Here is a 20,848-nt window from a genome sequence, read left to right on the forward strand (position 1 = left end):
CCGGCATGGGGGAAAAACGGCGGGTGATCCTTGTCACGGACGGGGATGAGTATGCGAAAAAAGCAATCGAATGCGTCGCGAAAAAAATGGGCGGGCGCTGTATTTCACAATCATACGGAAATCCAACCCGGCTTTGTGGGGAGCAGATCGCGGACCTGATCCTCAAGGCGGCCGGAGACCCTGTTTTTGCCATGTTCGATGATTCAGGGGTGATCGGCCCGGGACCCGGCGAAGAGGCGCTCACTTTTGTGGCCGGGCATCCGCGCATCGAAGTGCTCGGCGTGATTGCGGTCGCATCGAAAACCCATCAGGCCGAATGGTCAAGGGTGGATGTGTGCATTGACAATACCGGTGAAATCACGCCGTACGGGGTGGACAAATTCGGCATTCCGGAAATGGATTTGAAAAAAATCAACGGGGACACGGTTTACAGTCTTGACCGGCTGGACGTGCCCATTATTGTCGGCATCGGGGATGTCGGCAAAATGTCGAAAAAAGACGATTATCATATCGGCGCCCCGATCACAGAAAAAGCGGTACGACTGATCTTGGAAAGGAGCGGGTTCAAGCATGGCTGAAACAGGCAGGAAAAGGCTGATTTCATCCAATCCGGCAGAAGTGGAAGCATTTTTTAAAAATAAAGTCGGACTTGGCATCAGTTATGATATTGGTGTCAGAAAAATCCAGGTCCTTGATACAGAAATCCAGCTGTACTATGTCAACGGGCTCACGGAAACGATTTCGATTATCCAAATTATGAGAGAACTGCTGAGATTAAATAACGGCAAATTTTCTTCCGGGAAAGTGCATGAGCTTGTTGAAAATTACATCGTCCATATGCAGGTCGAAAAAGTCAAAACCTATGATGAAATGGTCGATGAAGTGCTGTCCGGGCTGATCGCCATTTATGTCGAAGGAAAACAAGAAGCATTTATTATCGATGTTCGCAGTTATCCGGGAAGGACGCCGATGGAACCGGATACGGAAAAAGTCGTCCGTGGGGCGCGTGACGGTTATGTTGAAAATATTGTTATCAATACGGCCTTGACGCGGCGGCGGATCCGCGATGAGCGGCTGCGCTTTGAAATGATGAAAGTTGGCGAACGCTCGAAAACGGATGTATCGATTGCTTATATTGAAGGCGTGGCAGATCCCGAAGTCATCGAAACGGTCAGAAAAGAACTGAAGGCGATTGATATTGACGGAATTACGATGGCAGATAAAACGGTAGAAGAATTTATTTTGAAACAAAATTATAATCCTTTCCCGCTGATCCGCTATACGGAACGGGCGGACGTCGCGGCCACCCATTTGCTGGAGGGGCATGTGCTTGTATTGGTGGACACTTCACCAAGCGTGATGATTATGCCGACAACGGTTTTTCACCATATGCAGCACGCCGAAGAATACCGCCAGGCTGCAGCTGTCGGCACGTTTATCCGCTGGGTGCGGTTTTTCGGGATTGCCGTTTCTCTTTTTCTCCTGCCGCTTTGGTATTTAGTGGCGGTGGAACCGTCGCTTTTGCCGGAGCAACTGGATTACATTGGGCCGAATAAGCAGTCGCATGTCCCGCTTGTCCTTCAGCTTCTTATCGCCGATTTAGGCATTGAGTTTATGCGGGTTGCCGCCATCCATACGCCGACGCCGCTCGCCACCGCCATGGGCTTGATTGCGGCCGTTTTGGTCGGGCAGATTGCGGTTGAAGCCGGGCTGTTTGTTTCGGAAGTCATTTTGTATGTATCCGCCGCGGCGATTGGCACTTTTGTCACACCAAGTTATGAGCTGAGCGTGGCGAATAAACTTGTGAGAATGATTTTACTGATTATCGTAGCAATTTTTAAAGTCAAAGGCTTTGTGATCGGCAGCACCGTTTTTCTGCTGTTCCTCGTGTCCATCCGGCCGTTGAACACGCCGTATTTCTGGCCGTTTATCCCGTTTAACCCGCAGGCATTTTTCCAAATCCTGTTCAGAAGGCCGGTTCCGGGCTCCAAGTACCGCCCGAGCATTGTCCACCCGGTCGATCGCTTCCGCCAGCCGCCTGAAGCTTGAAACTATTGCAGAAAGCCTGTTTTTATGTTAAAGTTAGTAGAAAATTAACGCAAAAGCTCTAGGAAAGGGAGGGAAGCCTACCCCGGTTTATGCCGGGAAGGCTTCTCTCCCGATTGGCGGAATATTAGGTGGGGTTGAAAACATGAAGCATAACGGGTCGGTAAAGGTAAATGGAAAGGGGCATCTCGAAATCGGCGGTGTTGACACGGTAAGCCTCGCTGCCCGTTACGGAACGCCTCTTTATGTATATGACGTTGCTTTAATACGGCAAAGGGCCAGAGCGTTCAAGGAAACATTCCGGAAACTCGGCGTCAAATCCCAGGTTGCTTATGCCAGCAAGGCTTTTTCCGCCATTGCCATGATCCAGCTTGCAGATGAAGAGGGGCTGTCTTTGGATGTTGTTTCAGGCGGGGAACTGTATACTGCCCTTGCTGCCGGGTTTCCTGTTGAACACATTCATTTCCACGGCAACAATAAAAGCCGGGAAGAATTGGAAATGGCGCTTGATGCCGGAATCGGCTACATCGTTGCCGATAATTTTTACGAGCTTGACATGCTGGAAAACTTGTGCGCTGAAAAAGGCCGCAAAGTTTCCGCGCTCTTAAGGGTCACACCGGGCATTGAAGCCCATACGCATGATTATATTTTAACGGGCCAGGAAGATTCAAAATTCGGTTTTGACTTGCAAAACGGGCAGGCGGAGGCGGCGCTGAAGCAGGTGCTTTCATCCGGCTGGATAAAATTGCTCGGGGTGCATTGCCATATCGGATCGCAAATTTTTGAAACAGCCGGCTTTGTCCTGGCTGTGCAGAAAATTATGGATAAACTGGACGAGTGGCATGCCAGGTACGGTTATTTTCCGGAAGTGCTTAACCTTGGCGGTGGTTTCGGCATCCGCTATACGGAAGAAGACCATCCGCTTCCGCCTGCTTATTATGTAGAAGAAATCGTCAAAGAAGTGAAGAAACAGGCCGGTTCCCGCCGCCTGCCGGTTCCCGAGATCTGGATCGAACCGGGCCGCTCGCTTGTCGGCGAAGCCGGGACGACGCTTTATTCGGTCGGGTCCCGCAAGGAAGTGCCGCATGTCAGAAAATATATTGCGGTTGACGGGGGGATGAGCGACAATATCCGCCCGGCACTTTATGACGCAAAATATGAAGCAGTGCTGGCCAACCGTCCGCTTGATAAGTGCGAAGAGACCGTATCCGTTGCCGGGAAATGCTGCGAGTCGGGGGATATGCTGATTTGGGATCTGCCGCTGCCGAAGACAGGCAGCGATGACCTTTTGGCCGTATTTTGCACTGGCGCTTACGGTTATTCGATGGCAAATAACTATAACCGGATCCCACGCCCGCCGGTTGTGTTTGTCGAAAACGGCAAAGATGAGCTTGTCGTAAAGCGGGAGACGTACGAAGACCTGATCCGCAATGATCTCCGTCTGCGCGTGCCGCTTTCTTGACAAATCCGGGGCGGAAAAGCGGATGGCACTTGTTTTCCGGACTTGCTTTTGGAAAATATTGTACGTGCCTTGTTTACTTTCTCTGAAATAGGAATATACTAATAAGTAAAGCGTTTGAATTAAATTGGATGATTACGAGGGATTCAGTATGTTAATTCGGTATAAAAAATCTTTCGATAAGATTGCAATGGGCCTGTTGTCCTTTATGCCAGATGAAAAAGATTTGAAAAAGCTGCAGCAAACAAAGCAATTGTACGAAACAGAAGACAAGTGGCAGCTTTTTTTATGGAAAGAGGATGATGACATTGTTGGCCTGATCGGGGTTGTACTGGATGGGGACAAAGTGGAAATCCAGCATATTTCCGTCAATCCGTCTTATCGCGACCAAGGAATCGGGAAAAGCATGGTCAAGGCTTTAAAACAAATGTATGAAGGAAAAGAAGTGGTTCCGAATAAATACATTGTTGACTTCTTCCATAAGTGTGCTGAAAAAGAAGACCTGTCCTGACCGGGTCTTCTTTTATTTCGGATACGGCAAAAAGGACCTGCCGGCATGATGCCGGAGGCCCTTTTTACGGTTACCAGATATACGCACTGCCGACAATGATCAACAAAATAAAAAGCACGACAATTAACGCAAATCCGCTGCCCCAGCCAAAACCGTCAGCCATGATAACCCCTCCCTCAACAGTCATTACATGGTATACTATGTAGGCGCGCCGGAACGTGTATGGACTCCTGCCCATCTGCGCGCTTTTGATTGGAGATACATACGTTTCAGGCTATACTTATTTTGACGCTTTGAAAAAGGAACGGTGTACAATTTTATGGAATATAAGGTGAAAATCGGCGCGTTTGAAGGACCGCTCGATCTGCTTTTGCATCTGATCCACCAGCTTGAAATCGACATTTACGATATTCCGGTTGCTGAAATTACCGAGCAGTATTTGGACTACATCCATACAATGAAAGAGCTTGAACTGGACGTCGCAAGCGAATATCTTGTGATGGCGGCCACGCTTTTGGCGATCAAAAGCAAAATGCTTTTGCCAAAACAGGAGCCAGATGAACCGGATGAAGATTATACGGTGGAAGAAGACCCGCGCGAACAACTTGTCGAGCGCCTCCTCGAATACAAAAAATACAAGGAAGCAGCCAGCACGTTCAAACGCCTTGAAGCCGGCCGCAGCGAAATCTTCACCAAGCCGCCGAGCGATTTGTCGGCGTATGCGTCGGACGCAGATGGAAGAAAAATCGGCGCCAATGTGACGATCTATGATATGATCGGCGCGTTAAATAAACTTTTGCGCAGAAAAAAATTGCAAAAACCGCTGTTTACCAAAATCACACGGCAGGAAATCTCGATCGAAGAAAGAATGGATGAAATTTTAAAACAGCTGGAAACGGCGCCGGGAGGCGTCCAATTTTACGACTTATTCTCTTTTCACGATAAAGAACAAATTGTCGTAACTTTTTTGGCTGTCCTGGAACTGATTAAGCGCCATCAAATTATGGCGGTACAGGAAGAAAATTTCGGTGACATTACCGTTGTAAGGAAAGAGGGGGATTGATATGGAAATCGTCCATTGGAAAGGCATCCTCGAAAGCCTGTTGTTTGTTGCAGGGGACGAGGGGCTTTCCCTGAAGCAAATTTCCCATGTAATGGAAATTGAAGAGTTTGAAGCAGTTGAAATTTTAAAGCGTTTAAAAGAACAATATGAAAACGACCCGGATCGCGGCATTACGCTCATTGAACTGGCCGGCACGTACCAGTTGGCAACCAAAAAAGAGCATGCGCCGTATTTAAAAAAACTGGTCGAATCCCCGAATACGAATACATTATCGCAGGCGGCACTTGAAACACTGGCGATCATCTCCTATAAACAGCCGATTACAAGAATTGAAATCGAAGAAATCCGCGGTGTGAAAACAGAAAGGCCGCTGCAGACGCTGATGGCAAAAGGGCTCATCCAGGAAGTCGGCAGGCAGGAAGGCGCCGGGCGGGCAATCCTTTACGGTACGACCAAAGAATTTCTTGACCATTTCGGGCTGAAAAGTTTAAAAGAACTGCCGCCGTTTCCCGAACAGCCGGAAGACGAATTTTCGCAGGAAGAAGCAGATCTGTTTTTTGAAAAATTCCATGAAGAAAAAGGCGAAAACGGATTTTCGCCGTGAAGAAAGCTTGCCCAAATTGGTGCAGGCTTTTTTCGTCTCACACATATTCCGGTTATTTCTTCCTGTTCCGTGCATAAACTTGTACAAAACGCGGTTTGGAAAAGCTGAAAAAAGGAGCTTCTTTATGAAACGGTACTTCCTATATGCGGCGCTTGCAGTGCTTGTTTTTTCGGCCCTTCCGCCCGGAGCGGCTGCTGCTGATACGCCGTCTGTGCAGGCAAAAAGCGCGATATTAATGGACCAGGATACAGGGCGGATTTTGTACGAAAAAGATGCATATGAACCGAGAAGCATTGCCTCGATTACGAAAATCATGACGGCGCTAGTGGCCATTGAATCGGGAAAAATGGACAAGGAGGCTGTCGTTTCGAACCGCGCCGTACGTACCGAGGGGTCATCATTGTATTTGAAACCGGGAGACAAATGGAAAATGAAGGATCTTGTTTACGGGCTCATGCTCCGGTCGGGAAATGACGCCGCCAATGTCATTGCCGAAAATGTCGGGGGCAGCATAGAAGGCTTTGTTTTTATGATGAACGAAAAAGCGAAGGAGATCGGCATGCATGACACCCATTTTGCTAACCCGAACGGCCTTGAAGACCCGGGTGGCCGCCATTATTCGACCGCTTACGATATGGCGCTGTTAATGAAATACGCGATGCAAAATAAAGAGTTCCGGAAAATTACCGGCACGAAATTTTACAAAGGCTGGCGGAACAAAAATCGGCTGCTGACTGAAAAGTACCGGTACTGTACGGGCGGGAAAACCGGTTATACGAAAGCGGCCAGACGGACACTTGTGACAACGGCGACAAAAGGCGGCGAAAATCTCATCGCCGTTACCCTGAACGATTCGGATGACTGGGATGACCATATTGCGATGTATGAGTACGGCTTCAGCCAGTATGACAGGAAACGGATTGTGGAAGAGGGGCCGGTTGCCGCCGTCCGCACGAAATATTTGAAACAGCATGTTTATGTGAAACGGGATATCACCTACCCGCTTAAAGCCGGAGAAGAAGACGCCGTAAAAGTCGAATACCGGATCAAAAAGCCTGAAAATTCGTGGAAAGACCCGGAAAAAGTGCCGGAGACCGTCGGAAGGGCGATTGTTTATTTAAACGAAAAGGTGATCGCGAGCACGCCTATTTATTATCAGAAAACGCCGGTTAAAGAGAAAGAAACATGGCTTGAACAGTTCAAAGAGACATTTTGGATCCAATTGGGGCTGAAAAACAATGGTTAATTATATTTGGATCGGCATGGCCGTGATCGGGCTCGTTTTTGCGGCGGTAAATGGCAAGATGCAGGCGGTGAACGAGGCGATTTTTACATCCGCGCGCGATGCGGTCTCGATCAGCATCGGCCTGATCAGCGTTCTTGTTTTCTGGCTCGGGATGATGAAGATTGCGGAAGTTTCAGGCCTCCTTTCGAAACTTTCCCGCCTGTTCCGGCCGGTGATAAAAAAATTGTTTCCGGATGTGCCGGACAACCATCCGGCACTCGGCTACATCCTCTCCAATATGATTGCCAATATGTTTGGGCTCGGAAATGCCGCCACTCCGCTCGGCATTAAAGCGATGGAGCAGCTGCACGAACTGAACGGAAGGAAACCGGAAGCAAGCCGTTCAATGATCACGTTCCTTGCTTTAAACACATCCGGGCTCACACTTATTCCGGCAACGGTGATTGCCATCCGCCTGAATGCAGGTTCCGCGCATCCGACCGAGATTGTGGCGCCGACCTGCATCGCCACTTTTGCAACGACCATTGCCGCCATTTGCATTGACCGCTATTTTTACCACCGGCGGACGAAACGGAGGAAGTGATGTTTTTGAAATGGATCTCACTGATTTCAATTTGGCTGATTCCGGCAATGGTCGGATTTATCCTACTTTACAGCGCATGGAAAAAAGTGCCGGCTTACGAAACATTTGTGGAAGGCGGCAAAGAAGGCATTAAAATTGCCTTTTCCATCATTCCTTTTTTAGTTGGCATGCTTGTCTCGATCACAATTTTCAGGGCCTCAGGGGCGCTCGATTTTTTTGTCGGATTTTTAAAACCGGCCCTGCATTTGCTCGGTATCCCATCTGAAGTCGTGCCGCTTGCTTTGATCCGGCCGGTTTCCGGCAATGCCGCTCTTGCCCTGATGGCGGATCTGATCAAAACATACGGGCCGGACTCGCTCATCGGGAGAATGGCATCCGTCATCCAGGGCAGCACGGACACCACCCTTTATGTTGTAACCGTTTATTTCGGGGCAGTCGGCATCCGGAAAATGGGGGACGCCTTAAAAGTCGGGCTGCTCGCCGATCTGTTCGGGATTATAATTGCGATTTTCATGGTGCTGTTGTTATTCTGACGCGGTAAAAGAAAAAACGGTTTCTCCGTCATTTCAGGGTGCTTGTTTCGCTCGTCCGGCTTTGCATTTTATTTACGTTATGCCATAATGCTTAAAGGATAGTTTAAGCAAAACAGATTGAGGTGTAACGGATGGAACGTTTGCAAAAAGTGATCGCACAGGCCGGTGTCACATCCCGGAGAAAAGCGGAACAGCTGATACTGGAAGGGAAAGTAAAAGTGAACGGGGAGACAGTCAGAACGCTGGGGACAAAAGTGTCCCAGTCGGATAAAATTGAAGTGGAAGGTATTCCGCTTGAGCGTGAAGAAAAAGTATATTACCTTTTTTATAAACCAAGAGGGGTGATTTCCGCTGTCAGCGATGACAAAGGGAGAAAAACGGTAAGCGATTATTTCCGCGATGCAGGTGCAAGGGTTTATCCGGTCGGCCGGCTCGACTACGACACGTCGGGCCTTTTAGTAGTCACCAATGACGGTGAATTTGCAAACCTTCTGATGCATCCGCGTTTTGAAATCGACAAAACGTATATTGCAAGGCTTTCCGGCATTCCATCCAGGCAGGAATTAAAGCAGCTGGAAAAAGGGATCCGGCTAAAGGACGGCATGACTGCGCCTGCCAGGGCAAAACTGTTGTCCATGGACAAACGAAAAAAGAAAGCGATCGTCCAGCTTACGATCCATGAAGGCAGAAACAGGCAAGTGAGGCGCATGTTCGAACATCTCGGCTACCCGGTTGAAAAACTGCGGCGCGAAGCATACGGCATGCTGACATTAAAAGGATTAAACGCGGGCGAAAAAAGGGAGCTCACCCCGCACGAAGTCAAGACGTTAAGATCCCTTGCCGAAAACGGCGACGCCTCCCGTAAATAAAAGCGCAAGTTAAGGGGCTTATTTTGTTCACAAAAACTTCAAAAAACAGCGAAAAAGGACAGAAAAATGTTATAATGTATGAGAGTTGTGTGACACTTTTGGACAGGGGGAGGAGCAATGTCACAAACGAAACAGAAACGTCTCATTTTCCGCGCCGCGATTCTCGCTGTTTTGATATTGGCTGTCGGTTACACACTGTATGCAAATGCGACGAAGGAGTCGCGGGGAGCGCTTGCAGCGGGGGATAAGGCCCCTGATTTTATCCTGAAAGATTTGAATGGGAAAACGTACCGGTTATCTGATTATAAAGGGAAAGGTGTCCTTTTGAATTTTTGGGGGACATGGTGTGAGCCGTGCAAGAAAGAAATGCCTTATATGAATGAACTCTATTCATCCTATAAACCAAAAGGCGTGGAAATTCTTGCCGTCCACGTAAAAAATACGCGCTTTCTTGTGGACGAATTCGTGAAACAGTATGGGCTAACGTTCCCGGTGCTGATTGATAAAAACGGCGATGTTCAGCATGCGTATCACATCGACCCCCTTCCGACAACCTTTTTGATCGGGCCGGACGGGAAAGTCAAAAAAGTGATCATTGGAAACCAAAACCTCTCCAAAAAAGACATTCAGGACATGATGGATATGATCAAACCATAACCGAGGAGAGAGACAATGAAGGATATAAAATGTGAGTGCGGACATGTGAATCCTCCCGGGACCGTTTTGTGCGAGTCGTGTGGGAAAGCGCTGACAGCAGAAGCGGAGGCGGCAGTTCTCCATGATATGCGGTATGAAGGGAGCGCGCGCAGGTCGCAAGTGTATAAAAAAACGCCGGTGGATAAAATCTGGAATTTTTTTTCGTCCGTAAAAACCGGCGTCTGGCTGATTGTCCTGACGTTAATTGCGTCAGCACTCGGCACTGTGCTGCCCCAGGCCGACTATATCCCTTCCAATGTCGACCCGTCCGAGTATTACGAGAATCAGTACGGCTGGTTCGGCAAGCTCTGGTATACGCTCGGATTTGATAACCTTTACAATTCCTGGTGGTATCTGCTTTTCATCGCCCTGATCGGCGTTTCGCTCGTCATTTGCAGCCTTGACCGCTTTATCCCGCTGCGCCGCGCCCTCTTAAACCAGAAAGCAGCGCGCCATGAAGGGTTTCTGAAGCGGCAGCGCCTGTACGTGAAAAAAGATGGGGTCATCGATGACGCCGCTTATACACAGGTCAAACACCGGCTTGAAGCGAAACATTATAAAATCCGCGAAGAAGGCGGGAACTTATTTGCCGAGAAAAATCGGTTTTCCCGCTGGGGGCCGTACGTCAACCATATCGGATTGATCATCTTTCTTTGCGGCTCTATGCTCCGCTTTGTTCCCGGCATGTATGTCGATGAACTGGTCTGGGTGAGGGAAGGAGAAAAAGCGGTGCTCCCCGGCACAAACGGGCAGTATGTGCTCCTGAACAAGCAATTCAAGCTGCAAGTTTACAGCAAAAAAGACAATCAAAATTTTGAATCGGCACTGAATAGGGTCGGCAATGTTGCGAAAAATTTCGAGACGGATGCCGTGCTTTACAAGCAGGGGAAAAAGCGCGTTTTAGGGGAAGACGCCCCGCTTAAAAAAGTGAAATTCTACCGCATCCAGGTCAATAAACCTTTGAAATTCGGACATTACGCCGTGTATCAAATGGATTACAAGCTGGATGAATTCCAGGCGATGTCTTTTGCTTTTGAGAAGAAGTCGAATAAAAAAATATACGGCAAACTTAAAATTGACCTGTACCATCCAAAGGCGGAGTACCCGCTCGGAAAAGGCTATAAAGTCAAGCTGCTCGGCTACTATCCTTCGTTTACAGGGTTTGCCAAAAACGGGGAGCCGCAAACGGATTCGTATATTCCAAACAATCCTGCTTTTCTTTTTAGCTTAATTTCGCCGGAGCATCCGAAAGGGGAAAAAAGCTTTGTTGCCATCCGTCAGACTGTGGAACCGCTCGGGAAAAATGACTACAAGCTGGCTTTTGCCGGGCTTGAAACGCGGAATGTTTCTGCTTTGGCCGTAAGAAAAGACGAGACGCTCTGGGTACTGGCCGTTGGGGGCGCGATCTTTATGATCGGGGTTATTCAAGGCGCGTACTGGAATCACCGCCGTTTCTGGCTGAAGCGGGAGAAAGGCGCCGTGCTTTTGGCAGCCCATACAAATAAAAACTGGTACGGGCTAAAAAGGGAGCTGGAATGGGTGCTCAGCGCATCCGGCATGCCGGCGCTTGTTGACAGAAAAGAACGGAAGAATCCGCAACAGGCCCATACGGCTTAAACAGACAGGAGCAATCGGATGAGGAGGGGGAAAATTGGAAAATCTGGTCGAAACGAGCAGCCGGTTGTTGTTCGCCGCATTTCTTTTGTATTTAATCGGCACTTTACTGTTTGGCGGCGCGATCCGCACACCGAAAAAGGGACAGGGAAGCACTGGGCCGCAAAAAACGAAGTGGGGAAATTTTGCGATCTTCGCAACGGTTGCGGGGTTTATTTGCCAGGCCGGTTATTTTATTACAAGGTGGATCGCATCCGGGCATGCCCCTGTAAGTAATTTATTTGAATTCACTACTTTTTTTGGTATGATGCTTGTTGGAGCCTTTATGGTCATTTATTTTCTTTACAGGAGTGCGGTGCTCGGGCTGTTTGCTTTGCCGGTTGCACTTCTTTTGATTGCCTATGCAAGCATGTTCCCGAAAGACATCAATCCGCTCGTGCCGTCTCTCAGGAGCTACTGGCTGCAGATTCATGTGACAACGGCGGCCGCCGGGGAGGCCATTCTTGCTGTCAGTTTTGCTGCCGGGCTGATTTACCTTGTGAAAAGCACTGATCAGCAAAAATCAAACCGGCAGACTTTCTGGCTGGAATTTGTTATGCTTTGTTTAATCTGCATCGCCGGTTTTATTGTCGCAAAATCCGCTTTCGGCTTGTTTCATTACAAAGCGGATTTCAGCTGGATTGACCGTAACGGGGCAAAAAACACGGGGGAAAATGCCCTCGTCTACCATATGCCGGCTGTTATCGGGCCGCATGGCGGGGAACTTTTAACAGCTGGGAGAATGACGCCGTGGTTTTATGTGCCGGCCTTTATCAATGCCGTCAAACTGAACACGGTGCTCTGGTCTGTTTTGAGCGGCATCATTCTTTACGTGCTGGTCCGGTTGGCGGCCAGAAAGCGGATCGGCGCGCTGTTAAAACCGCTCACCAAAAATATAAATGCGGATTTAATGGATGAGATCGGCTACCGTTCGGTATTGATCGGGTTTCCGGTGTTTACGCTCGGCGCGTTAATCTTTGCGATGATCTGGGCACAAATTGCCTGGAGCAAATTTTGGAGCTGGGACCCGAAAGAAGTGTGGGCACTGGTTACGTGGCTGTTTTATGCCGCTTTTCTCCATTTGCGCATGTCAAAAGGCTGGCAAGGTGAAAAATCCGCCTGGCTGGCCGTCATTGGCTTTGCCATTATTCTGTTTAACCTGATTGCAGTAAATCTTGTCATTGCTGGGCTGCATTCGTATGCCTGATTTTGTAAGCTTTTGAATCCTCCGCATCCCCGGGAGCCCCACCCGGGGATGCGGGCGGCTTGCATGGCCTCGGGAAGCCCGCAAGGATTTTACCGGCTGGATGAATCTTGCTCGCAGCAGGCGGCTGATATTGACTGAGGAGGAATAGCAATGGATGAGGATGTAAAAATTTTAGTGGTTGATGATGAAGAAAGGATCCGGCGCCTGTTACGAATGTATTTGGAAAGGGAAAATTACACGATAGATGAAGCGGAAGACGGCGATACCGCTTTGAAAATGGCGCTTGAAAAAGACTACAGCTGCATTTTGCTCGATATTATGATGCCGGGCAAAGACGGCATTGAAGTGTGCCAGGAATTGCACGAAAAGAAAATGACGCCCGTGATCATGCTGACGGCTAAAGGCGAAGAAGCCAACAGGGTGGAAGGATTTGAAGTTGGCGCGGATGATTATATTGTAAAACCTTTCAGCCCGCGCGAAGTGGTACTACGGGTGAAAGCCCTGCTTCGCCGGTCGTTGCAAACGGGTTTCTTAAACGCGGATACAAAAGCAAAAGACATTGTCGTTTTCCCGCATATTACCATTGACAATGATGCTCACCGCGTCACAGCGGACGGAAAGGAAGTCAATCTGACCCCGAAAGAGTATGAGCTGCTTTATTTTCTCGCCAAATCTCCGGATAAAGTGTTTGACCGCGAACAGCTTTTAAAAGAAGTATGGCATTATGAATTTTTCGGTGATCTCCGTACGGTGGATACGCATGTCAAACGCTTGCGGGAAAAATTGAATAAAGTGAGCGAAAACGCGGCTAAAATGATCGTTACCGTCTGGGGCGTCGGGTATAAATTTGAGGTTGCGCCGGAATGAGAATTTGGCGGACGGTTGTCGGGAAACTGTGGATGACCATTCTACTGATGGTTGCCTGCGTTCTGCTCATCCTGACGGTACTGTTGCTCAAGTTTTTTGAAGAATACCATATCAATCAGATTGAGCAGGATTTGTCTAATACGGCGCAAAAAATCTCGAGGATTATGGAGGAGCACCCAAGCGGAAAGATCGGGAAAGAAATTGCCCTCGGCGTTCTGGACCAAAACGAGAAAGTCATGATCGTTTACCGCAAAAATGATATCTTTTATCCATCCGGTTCCAAATCATACAAAGGGATCCCGTACGCGTCGATTTTAAAGGACAAGCAGCTGTCCCAAGTGTTTAGCGAAAAGAAGAAAGTGAGCAAAGAGTTAACCCCTTCTGGCGGGTCTTCCCGCAATAAGTACCATCATGTGATTGTGACGGCCGTCCCGCTTCATGTGAAGGGGGAAGAACCGGGCGCGGTATTTGTTTACCAGTCATTGGAAGTGCTTCAGGAAATGACGCGGCAAACGACAAAAATCATTTTGCTCGGTGCAGGCATTGCCATTATTTTAACGACCGGCTTTGCTTTCTTCCTTTCAAAAAGGATTGGCGGGCCATTGCATAAAATGCGGGAAGCGGCTTTTGAAGTGGCAAAAGGGCGTTTTGACAAAAAGGTGCCGATTTTAACCCGTGATGAAATCGGGGAACTGGCGACCGCTTTTAATACGATGGGGCGACAGCTTAAATTTAATATGGACGCCTTAAAGCAGGAAAAAGAGCAGCTGCGGAATATTTTAAGCAGCATGGCCGACGGTGTTTTGACCTTTAACCGGGACGGTGCCATTTTAATCATGAACCCGCCGGCTGAGATGTTTCTTCAAAACTGGTATCATAACCAGGCTGCAAAAGACGCCCCGCTTCCTGAAGGGTTGTCCGCATTGCTTGCGAAAGTGGTCGAAACGGAGAAAGAACAGACGGATGAAATTGAAATCAACGGTCGGTACTATGTTATGATTGCAAGCCCGCTTTATAATTTGTCCCGGATCCGCGGCGTTGTCACCATTATCCGCGATATGACGGAAGAACGGAAGCTGGACAAGCTGCGCGATGATTTTATCGCAAACGTTTCGCACGAATTGCGGACGCCGGTTGCCATGTTGCAGGGATACAGCGAAGCGATCATTGATGATATTGCGGCAAGTGAAGAAGAAAAGAAAGAATTTGCCAAAATCATTTACGATGAAACGCTAAGGATCGGCCGGCTTGTCAATGAGCTGCTCGATCTGGCAAGAATGGAAGCGGGGCATTTTTCGTTCAGAATGGAGCCGGTCTCATTTAACAGTTTCATTGAAAGAGTGACACATAAATTTAACGGCATCGCGAAAGAAAAAGGAATCGACCTCGTTTGCGAGACTTCGGACAGCGATCTCACCCTTGAAATCGATGCCGACAGAATTGAACAGGTGCTGACGAATTTAATTGATAACGCCCTCCGGCATACTTCCTCGAACGGTTACGTCAAAGTAAAAGAGGAAGAAGCACCCGGCGGCGTATATGTACACGTCGAAGACAACGGATCCGGTATACCGGATGAGGATTTGCCGTTTGTATTTGAACGCTTTTACAAAGCGGATAAAGCAAGGACGCGCGGCAAATCGGGAACAGGGCTGGGCCTTGCGATTGCTAAAAACATTGTCGAAGGGCATGGTGGCCGGATCTTTGTCAAAAGCAAATTAGGGGAAGGGACCACCTTTTCATTTTTCCTTCCAAAAAAAGGCTGACCTCTGCGCCGGGTCTGCCTTTTTTGTATATTTTCCCGTTTTTTGCGCATCTTAGAAGATGGCTTTGCTTGAAACGGAATTGAAAAAATGAAAATGGGGTGGATCAATTGCCGGCATACATCAAAATATGCCTTTTCGTTTCATTGACAGCTGCATGCCTGGGGTTTGCCTGTTCGGCAAATGACGTAGCCGCATCCGGGTCGGTTATCCATGAAGCGACAAAAGACTGGATTTTTCCGGCGGCAGGGACGATCTCCGACACATTTAACACAAGATACGGCACACATAAAGGGCTTGATATTGCCGGAAGATACCGCGCAAAAGTATTCAGCGCCCAAGAAGGTACCGTTACCCGTTCCTATCTGTCCGCATCCTACGGCCATGTTGTTTTTATCCGCCATCCGTCCGGTTATGAAACGGTTTACGCCCATCTTGCCGGAAGGGCAGTGAGAGCGGGGCAGCATGTTGAAAAAGGAAAGGTGGTCGGCTATATGGGTTCGACCGGCCATTCAACTGGTATCCATCTTCATTTTGAAGTGCATAACGGGCCATGGACGCCGGATAAGAAAAACGCCATTGACCCGTTTTTGATCTTCGGACCAGGCGCGCCGGGCCAGACGGTTTCCGCCAAGACCCATGATCCTTACGGGGTTTTTGCTGCTTCCACCGTCCCTCAGCCTGCAGCTTACACTGTGAAAAAAGGCGACACGCTCTGGAACATTGCCCTCCATTTTCATACGAGCGTGGGAAGGCTGAAAAGCTGGAACAAATTGCGGTCGGACCGAATTATGGCCGGCCAGGTGCTGAAAATAAAAAATGAATGAAAGTGATGCGGAATGCTTCACAAAATGGCAGCCGGCATGTATAATAAGCTTGTAATCAAAATTTCATACGATTTATCTTCGGGGCTGGGTGAGATTCCCGACCGGCGGTGATAAGGCAGTTGCCTTTCAGTCCGCGAGCCGGATTTCCGGCAGGATTTGGTGAAATTCCAAAACCGACAGTATAGTCTGGATGGGAGAAGATAAAGGTTGCCAGTGTTTAATGACGTATTAAACGCTTATTTGGACTCGCCTATTACAAAGCCCCCGACATTTTGTCAGGGGCTTTTCATTTTGGTCCGCGGCACCTTTCTTCCTTTGATGATAAATCGGTCACAAGGAGAGAGGAAGTTTAAATGAAGAAATGGGATGTAAAGCAATTCGTTGCGGTCGCGTTGCTCAGTGCTCTGGCTTTTATGCTGATGTTTATTAAATTTCCGGTTCCGCCTTTTCCATCGTTTTTAACAGTGGACTTCAGCGACATTCCGGTATTGGTGGCAGCCCTTCTTTACGGGCCGATGGCTTCTGTTGTAGCGGAACTAATCAAAAATATCCTGAATTATTTATCACTCGGCAGTGAAGCAGGGGTACCGATCGGGAATGTGGCAAACTTTTTTGCAGGGATGCTGTTCGTCCTGCCGACATATCTCATTTACAAACGGATGCGGACAAAAAAAGGCATGACTGTAGGTCTAGTCACTGGCACGGTATCCATGTCGGTATGTATGAGCATTTTAAATTATTTCGTCATTTTACCGGCTTATCTGTACTTCATGAACTTTTCGGTCGGGAATGTAAAAGCGTATATTGTGGCGGGCGTGCTGCCTTTTAATCTTGTGAAAGGCCTCATCGTGACGGCTTTGTTTATGCTCATGTTTACAAAAATGAAAAATTGGATTGACAAAGCATCCGCCATTGGGGGGAAAAGAATATGAAAAAAAGCAGGCTCAAACGGCCTGCTTTTTTTCATTCGTATTTTAACGGATCGCCATCAAAAGGCTTGTCGGAAACTTTAATCGATTCTGTCGGGCATCCTTCAAAGGCATCCATCAGGTCATCTTCCAATATTTCCGGGACTTCCGCAGTGCCTTTATTATCATCCAAAATCACGAAAGAAAGCCCTTCATCGTCATAGTCGAAAATATCAGGAGCGCTGGCGGAACAAGCGCCGCAAGCGATGCATGTATCTTTGTCCACGATTGTAAACTTTGCCATTTTGATTCCTCCTCGTTGTTCAATCATGGCAGAAAAGAAAAACGGGCAGCCTCGTCATGTGCACGAAGGCATGCCGGTGTTTCTCCTTCATTTTAAAACTCTTTTTTTCTTATTTCAATAGCGGGCTGGCGGAGTTCGTGAAACCTGTCGAATCAATGAAAAAAATGGTAAACAAATCGCCGGTTTCCATGTTAAAATAGAACCAACCCCCGATTTTTCCTTGCACTTTCCCCTTTTTTCAGCTAAAGAACAGGAGAGGATTCAGATGCCTTTTTTACAGGCTGTATTGCTGGATTGCTTCAGCAACCTGAATGGAGAACGCACCCCTTATGCTGTTTTTCATCTATTAAACGGCAAAAAATCAGCACAGACGATCCAGGATTCCCATTTTTTCAAGATTGGCAGGCTCTTTCAAACGTTTCCATTTATTACCCGTGAGGCTTTCACACGCGAAGTAGATGCCCTTTTAAAAGCCGGGTTACTGCAAAAAAGCGGCCCGGATGCCTGCGTGGTCACAGAAAAAGGCACTGCCCTGCTTTTGGCAACCGGCAGGATGGAAGAACGGTTTCCTTACCTGGACGGCTTGAAATACCAGGATTCGGCAAATCTGTTTTGGAAAAGGTTGAATCTCATCACCCAGGCCGTATCCAACTTAGTGTATGGAAATAAAGTATATTATCCGGTTCAAAGGGACCCGGCTCTTCAGGCTTGGGCAAAAAACTGGCTGAAACAGCATGCAAAAAGCAGGATTGCGTTAGCGGAGCATTTGTACCGTGAATTTTACCGTCTGTTTTCCGGCAGCCCGCCGGAAAAGCCTGAAATTTTTGTCCTTCGGTTGACGGGTGCGGGCCGGATCGGATATACGATCACGCAGGCTGCCTCCGCCCTGCACCTTGATCCTGTAGAGTACTGGTACCGGTTTTTGCATTTGCTTCATTTTATCGTCCGGCGCATCCTTGGAGATCCTGAAACATTCCGGTATTTATACCAAATGCTTCACGATGTGCAAAAGGCCTTGCCACTGACCCGGTCTGCCGCGGTGACATTTGGCTTCTTGAAGCAAGGGAAAACGATTGCGGAAATCAGCACGCTGAGAGGGTTAAAACAAAGCACGATTGAAGACCATTTGATTGAAATCGCGTTAACGGTCCCGGATTTTCCGCTGAACCGGTATGTGCCAAAGGATGAAGAACAAAAGATCATCCGGGCAGCCGCTGATTTAAATACAAAGAAATTAAAACCGATTAAAGAAAAAGTAGGGGACATCCCGTATTTCCATATTCGCCTTGTATTGGCAGAAAGGATGGGCCGCAGTGGATCTTTTAAGCTTTTTGAAAAGTAAGTTCGGGTTCAGCGCATTCCGGCCAGGGCAGGAAGAAGTCATCCGTTCACTGCTGGACGGTAAAGATACACTGGCGATGCTTGCGACCGGTACCGGAAAATCTTTATGCTACCAGTTGCCTGCCTATTTGCTGGACGGATCCTGCATCATTGTTTCTCCGCTTTTATCGCTCATGCAGGACCAGACAGAGCAGATGAAAATGCGCGGCGAAAAAAGTGTGGTTGCGTTAAATTCGTTTTTAACCGGTCCGGAGCGGGAAGCGGCCCTTGCGCATCTGGGCGCTTTCAAATTCATCTTTGTCTCGCCGGAGATGCTGCACAACCGCCATGTCCTCGGAAAATTAAAAACCATCCGGACTGCGCTCTTTGCAGTCGATGAAGCGCATTGTATTTCCCAGTGGGGTCATGATTTCAGGCCGGAATACTTAAACCTTGGCGAAGTCCGGAAACAATTGGGCACACCGCTTACCCTAGCTCTGACCGCCACAGCAACAGAACAGGTGAGGGACGATATTTGCAAGTATCTTGGCTTAAAAGACCCAAACCGGTTTATTTATTCTGTCAACAGGCCCAATATCGCCATTAAAATAGACCGGATTCCTTCATACCGCGAAAAAGAGGAAAAACTAGTTGCCTATGCGAAAAACTTGCAGAAGCCCGGCATCATCTATTTTTCAAGCAAAAAGGCGGCTGAGGAAATGGCGGCGCGGTTAAGGCAGGAGGGGATCGCCGAAGCGGCCGCCTATCACAGCGGCATTGACCAGGAGCAAAGAATTTTGATCCAGCAGCAGTTTATTTACGGACAGATCAAGATCATTTGTGCGACAAGCGCGTTTGGCATGGGGGTGAACAAAGCAGATATCCGCTTTGTCATCCATTTTCACCTGCCGTTGCAGATGGAAGCCTATCTGCAGGAAATCGGTAGAGCCGGGCGGGACGGGCTCCCGAGCATTGCCGTCCTTTTGTATACGGAAGGGGATGAACGGCTCCCGCTTCAGCTGATCGAGGCTGAGCTTCCGACTGATGCACAATTGGCCGCTTTCAGCAGATGGAAAGGAGATTTGAAGGAAGCCGGGGCGGCGCTTGGATGCACGGAACCGCAACTCCGGTTTCTGCTGCACCATAGAGTGCTTAACCTGCCGGAAGAAGCATGGACCCGGGAGGTTGCAGCCATCCGGGACGAGCGGATGGCGTACAAGCGCCGGAAGTTAAAGGAAATGGTGCAGATGGTCCGGTCTTCGTCATGCCGCCGCTCGGAAATTTTACGGTATTTCGGTGAACCGCCCGCTGCTGGCAATGAAGCGTGCTGTGACATTTGCGGCCTTGAAACAGCCTTATATGAAAGCAATCAAAAAAGCGGGGGCACCCTCGAAACCGTTCCTGCATGGGAATTGCTTTTGCAGGACCTATTCAGAAAAGGGGAACAAAAATGGCACGAAGAAAACAGGCGGATTTGATCAAGGAACTCACAGACCGGGAACTTACTTTTCACTTAATTTTGACACAGCTGATTCTCCTGTTTGCTGCCGCTTTGCTCGGATTTCTGTTATTTCCGGATGGCAAAGCATTTTTTCAGCACTTTCATATGTCATTTGCGAAATGTGCATACGGTTTATTAAACGGAGTTGCTGTCGTTTTTGCGGATACTTTGCTCATGAAATGGCTCCCGAAAGCGTATTATGATGACGGGGGCGTGAATGAGCGGATTTTTAAAACCCGTTCGGTTCCGTCTATTATTGCTTTAACGGCGCTGATCGCGGTGGCGGAAGAGCTCTTGTTTCGGGGCGCCATCCAGACGCATTTTGGATTGCCGGCAGCAAGCCTTATTTTTGCACTCATGCATATCCGGTATTTTGACCACTGGTATTTAATCGCGAATGTGCTGCTTTTGAGTTTTTGGATTGGTGCCGTTTATGCGCTTTCTCATGAAAATCTTCCGGCGGTCATCATCATGCATTTTACAATCGATTGTTTACTAGGTATCCGCATCAAAAAACAGGGGATTTAGTCCGGATGTGGGGAAGGGGAAGCCATGTCAGACGAAAAATATATCATTGAAATGGAAAAACGGCGGCAAAAGCTTGAACCGGCCGGCAAAGCAAAGGAAAAAACGGAGAAACAAACGGCGGCGGCCGTTTCGCGGGCAGAAAAGCGGAAAAGTACCGAAAAGGAATCCCGCTCCCGGTTGCCGCTTGTGAACCTATTGGCTGTCATTTTTATTTTAGTGCCAATTGCCGTTTACATCTGTTATACTTTTTTGTTTTTCAGATAGATGCCCGTCCCGCGATAAATGGTGCCACAAGAAGGGGGGATCTGCCGGCGAAATTTCAGGACAGGGCAGCTGCCTGCTTGTCATGGATCTGTCCCT

The 20,848-nt window shown here is 48.4% G+C and carries 23 protein-coding genes and 1 riboswitch; of the genes, 21 read left to right on the forward strand and 2 right to left on the reverse strand.

Annotation, left to right across the window (positions count from 1 at the left end):
- Nucleotides 1-5: 5 nt before the first annotated feature.
- The 4 genes from BCOA_RS32180 (at nucleotide 6) to BCOA_RS32195 (ending at nucleotide 4,016) form a co-directional block, all read left to right on the forward strand.
- Complete coding sequence (locus tag BCOA_RS32180; RefSeq protein ID WP_014098111.1) at nucleotides 6-578, forward strand: stage V sporulation protein AE; 573 nt, start codon at nucleotides 6-8, stop codon at nucleotides 576-578.
- On the forward strand, nucleotides 571-2,049 hold the full coding sequence (locus tag BCOA_RS32185; RefSeq protein WP_014098112.1) for a spore germination protein: 1,479 nt from the start codon (nucleotides 571-573) through the stop codon (nucleotides 2,047-2,049). The genes BCOA_RS32180 and BCOA_RS32185 overlap by 8 nt, the downstream gene beginning before the upstream one ends.
- Nucleotides 2,050-2,191: 142 nt before the next feature.
- Nucleotides 2,192-3,508 carry a diaminopimelate decarboxylase gene (gene lysA, locus BCOA_RS32190; protein WP_014098113.1) on the forward strand — a complete coding sequence of 439 codons (1,317 nt, stop codon included), beginning with the start codon at nucleotides 2,192-2,194 and terminating at the stop codon, nucleotides 3,506-3,508.
- A gap of 148 nt (nucleotides 3,509-3,656) precedes the next feature.
- Entirely contained in the window at nucleotides 3,657-4,016 is a 360-nt protein-coding gene (locus BCOA_RS32195; RefSeq protein ID WP_014098114.1) for a GNAT family N-acetyltransferase, read from the forward strand.
- A 70-nt stretch (nucleotides 4,017-4,086) separates the two neighbouring features.
- On the opposite strand, the gene BCOA_RS34870 is transcribed toward BCOA_RS32195, so the two are convergent.
- Complete coding sequence (locus BCOA_RS34870; RefSeq protein ID WP_014098115.1) at nucleotides 4,087-4,179, reverse strand: YjcZ family sporulation protein; 93 nt, start codon at nucleotides 4,177-4,179, stop codon at nucleotides 4,087-4,089.
- A gap of 156 nt (nucleotides 4,180-4,335) precedes the next feature.
- Here BCOA_RS34870 and BCOA_RS32200 point away from each other — a divergent pair, with 156 nt between their 5' ends.
- The 13 genes from BCOA_RS32200 to BCOA_RS32260 all read left to right on the forward strand — a co-directional run bounded on the left by BCOA_RS32200 (nucleotide 4,336) and on the right by BCOA_RS32260 (nucleotide 16,859).
- Nucleotides 4,336-5,079: a segregation/condensation protein A gene (locus tag BCOA_RS32200; RefSeq protein WP_014098116.1), complete on the forward strand. Its 744-nt coding sequence runs from the start codon at nucleotides 4,336-4,338 to the stop codon at nucleotides 5,077-5,079.
- A 1-nt stretch (nucleotide 5,080) separates the two neighbouring features.
- Entirely contained in the window at nucleotides 5,081-5,683 is a 603-nt protein-coding gene (gene scpB, locus BCOA_RS32205; protein WP_014098117.1) for an SMC-Scp complex subunit ScpB, read from the forward strand.
- On the forward strand, nucleotides 5,649-6,929 hold the full coding sequence (locus tag BCOA_RS32210; RefSeq protein ID WP_080564937.1) for a D-alanyl-D-alanine carboxypeptidase family protein: 1,281 nt from the start codon (nucleotides 5,649-5,651) through the stop codon (nucleotides 6,927-6,929). The genes scpB and BCOA_RS32210 overlap by 35 nt, the downstream gene beginning before the upstream one ends.
- Nucleotides 6,922-7,512, forward strand: a complete 591-nt coding sequence (locus BCOA_RS32215; RefSeq protein ID WP_013859547.1) for a nucleoside recognition domain-containing protein — start codon at nucleotides 6,922-6,924, stop codon at nucleotides 7,510-7,512. The genes BCOA_RS32210 and BCOA_RS32215 overlap by 8 nt, the downstream gene beginning before the upstream one ends.
- On the forward strand, nucleotides 7,512-8,045 hold the full coding sequence (locus BCOA_RS32220) for a spore maturation protein (RefSeq protein WP_014098120.1): 534 nt from the start codon (nucleotides 7,512-7,514) through the stop codon (nucleotides 8,043-8,045). Before BCOA_RS32215 ends, BCOA_RS32220 begins: the two co-directional genes overlap by 1 nt.
- A gap of 131 nt (nucleotides 8,046-8,176) precedes the next feature.
- The gene (locus tag BCOA_RS32225; RefSeq protein ID WP_014098121.1) at nucleotides 8,177-8,914 is read left to right on the forward strand and encodes a pseudouridine synthase; all 738 of its coding nucleotides are present in this window, start codon (nucleotides 8,177-8,179) and stop codon (nucleotides 8,912-8,914) included.
- 117 nt (nucleotides 8,915-9,031) lie between these two features.
- Nucleotides 9,032-9,571 (forward strand): thiol-disulfide oxidoreductase ResA, encoded by a 540-nt coding sequence (gene resA / locus BCOA_RS32230; RefSeq protein WP_014098122.1) that lies wholly within the window; start codon nucleotides 9,032-9,034, stop codon nucleotides 9,569-9,571.
- Between the two features lie 15 nt (nucleotides 9,572-9,586).
- Nucleotides 9,587-11,227 (forward strand): cytochrome c biogenesis protein ResB, encoded by a 1,641-nt coding sequence (resB, locus tag BCOA_RS32235; RefSeq protein ID WP_014098123.1) that lies wholly within the window; start codon nucleotides 9,587-9,589, stop codon nucleotides 11,225-11,227.
- Between the two features lie 43 nt (nucleotides 11,228-11,270).
- Nucleotides 11,271-12,470 (forward strand): c-type cytochrome biogenesis protein CcsB, encoded by a 1,200-nt coding sequence (gene ccsB / locus BCOA_RS32240; protein WP_026104515.1) that lies wholly within the window; start codon nucleotides 11,271-11,273, stop codon nucleotides 12,468-12,470.
- A 150-nt stretch (nucleotides 12,471-12,620) separates the two neighbouring features.
- Nucleotides 12,621-13,337, forward strand: a complete 717-nt coding sequence (locus tag BCOA_RS32245) for a response regulator transcription factor (protein ID WP_014098125.1) — start codon at nucleotides 12,621-12,623, stop codon at nucleotides 13,335-13,337.
- Entirely contained in the window at nucleotides 13,334-15,103 is a 1,770-nt protein-coding gene (locus BCOA_RS32250) for an ATP-binding protein (RefSeq protein WP_014098126.1), read from the forward strand. Before BCOA_RS32245 ends, BCOA_RS32250 begins: the two co-directional genes overlap by 4 nt.
- 98 nt (nucleotides 15,104-15,201) lie before the next feature.
- A complete protein-coding gene (locus BCOA_RS32255) occupies nucleotides 15,202-15,927 on the forward strand; it encodes a peptidoglycan DD-metalloendopeptidase family protein (protein ID WP_235221967.1) in 726 nt (241 codons plus the stop codon).
- A 70-nt stretch (nucleotides 15,928-15,997) separates the two neighbouring features.
- A riboswitch (FMN riboswitch) is annotated at nucleotides 15,998-16,133 on the forward strand.
- Nucleotides 16,134-16,280: 147 nt separating this feature from the next.
- Nucleotides 16,281-16,859 (forward strand): ECF transporter S component, encoded by a 579-nt coding sequence (locus tag BCOA_RS32260; protein ID WP_014098128.1) that lies wholly within the window; start codon nucleotides 16,281-16,283, stop codon nucleotides 16,857-16,859.
- 31 nt (nucleotides 16,860-16,890) lie between these two features.
- On the opposite strand, the gene BCOA_RS32265 is transcribed toward BCOA_RS32260, so the two are convergent.
- A complete protein-coding gene (locus BCOA_RS32265) occupies nucleotides 16,891-17,139 on the reverse strand; it encodes a ferredoxin (RefSeq protein WP_014098129.1) in 249 nt (82 codons plus the stop codon).
- 265 nt (nucleotides 17,140-17,404) lie between these two features.
- Between BCOA_RS32265 and BCOA_RS32270 the strand changes: the two genes are divergently transcribed.
- From BCOA_RS32270 to BCOA_RS32285, 4 genes are read left to right on the forward strand one after another with little or no spacing between them, the layout of a single operon-like run.
- On the forward strand, nucleotides 17,405-18,481 hold the full coding sequence (locus BCOA_RS32270) for a helix-turn-helix domain-containing protein (RefSeq protein WP_014098130.1): 1,077 nt from the start codon (nucleotides 17,405-17,407) through the stop codon (nucleotides 18,479-18,481).
- Nucleotides 18,453-19,937 carry a RecQ family ATP-dependent DNA helicase gene (locus BCOA_RS32275; RefSeq protein ID WP_014098131.1) on the forward strand — a complete coding sequence of 495 codons (1,485 nt, stop codon included), beginning with the start codon at nucleotides 18,453-18,455 and terminating at the stop codon, nucleotides 19,935-19,937. The genes BCOA_RS32270 and BCOA_RS32275 overlap by 29 nt, the downstream gene beginning before the upstream one ends.
- A complete protein-coding gene (locus BCOA_RS32280; RefSeq protein WP_014098132.1) occupies nucleotides 19,910-20,488 on the forward strand; it encodes a CPBP family intramembrane glutamic endopeptidase in 579 nt (192 codons plus the stop codon). Before BCOA_RS32275 ends, BCOA_RS32280 begins: the two co-directional genes overlap by 28 nt.
- A 24-nt stretch (nucleotides 20,489-20,512) precedes the next feature.
- Nucleotides 20,513-20,752, forward strand: coding sequence for a hypothetical protein (locus tag BCOA_RS32285; protein ID WP_014098133.1), 240 nt, complete (start codon nucleotides 20,513-20,515; stop codon nucleotides 20,750-20,752).
- Nucleotides 20,753-20,848 lie beyond the last annotated feature (96 nt).

This window comes from Heyndrickxia coagulans 36D1 (genome assembly GCF_000169195.2).
GTDB classification, from domain to species: domain Bacteria; phylum Bacillota; class Bacilli; order Bacillales; family Bacillaceae_C; genus Weizmannia; species Weizmannia faecalis.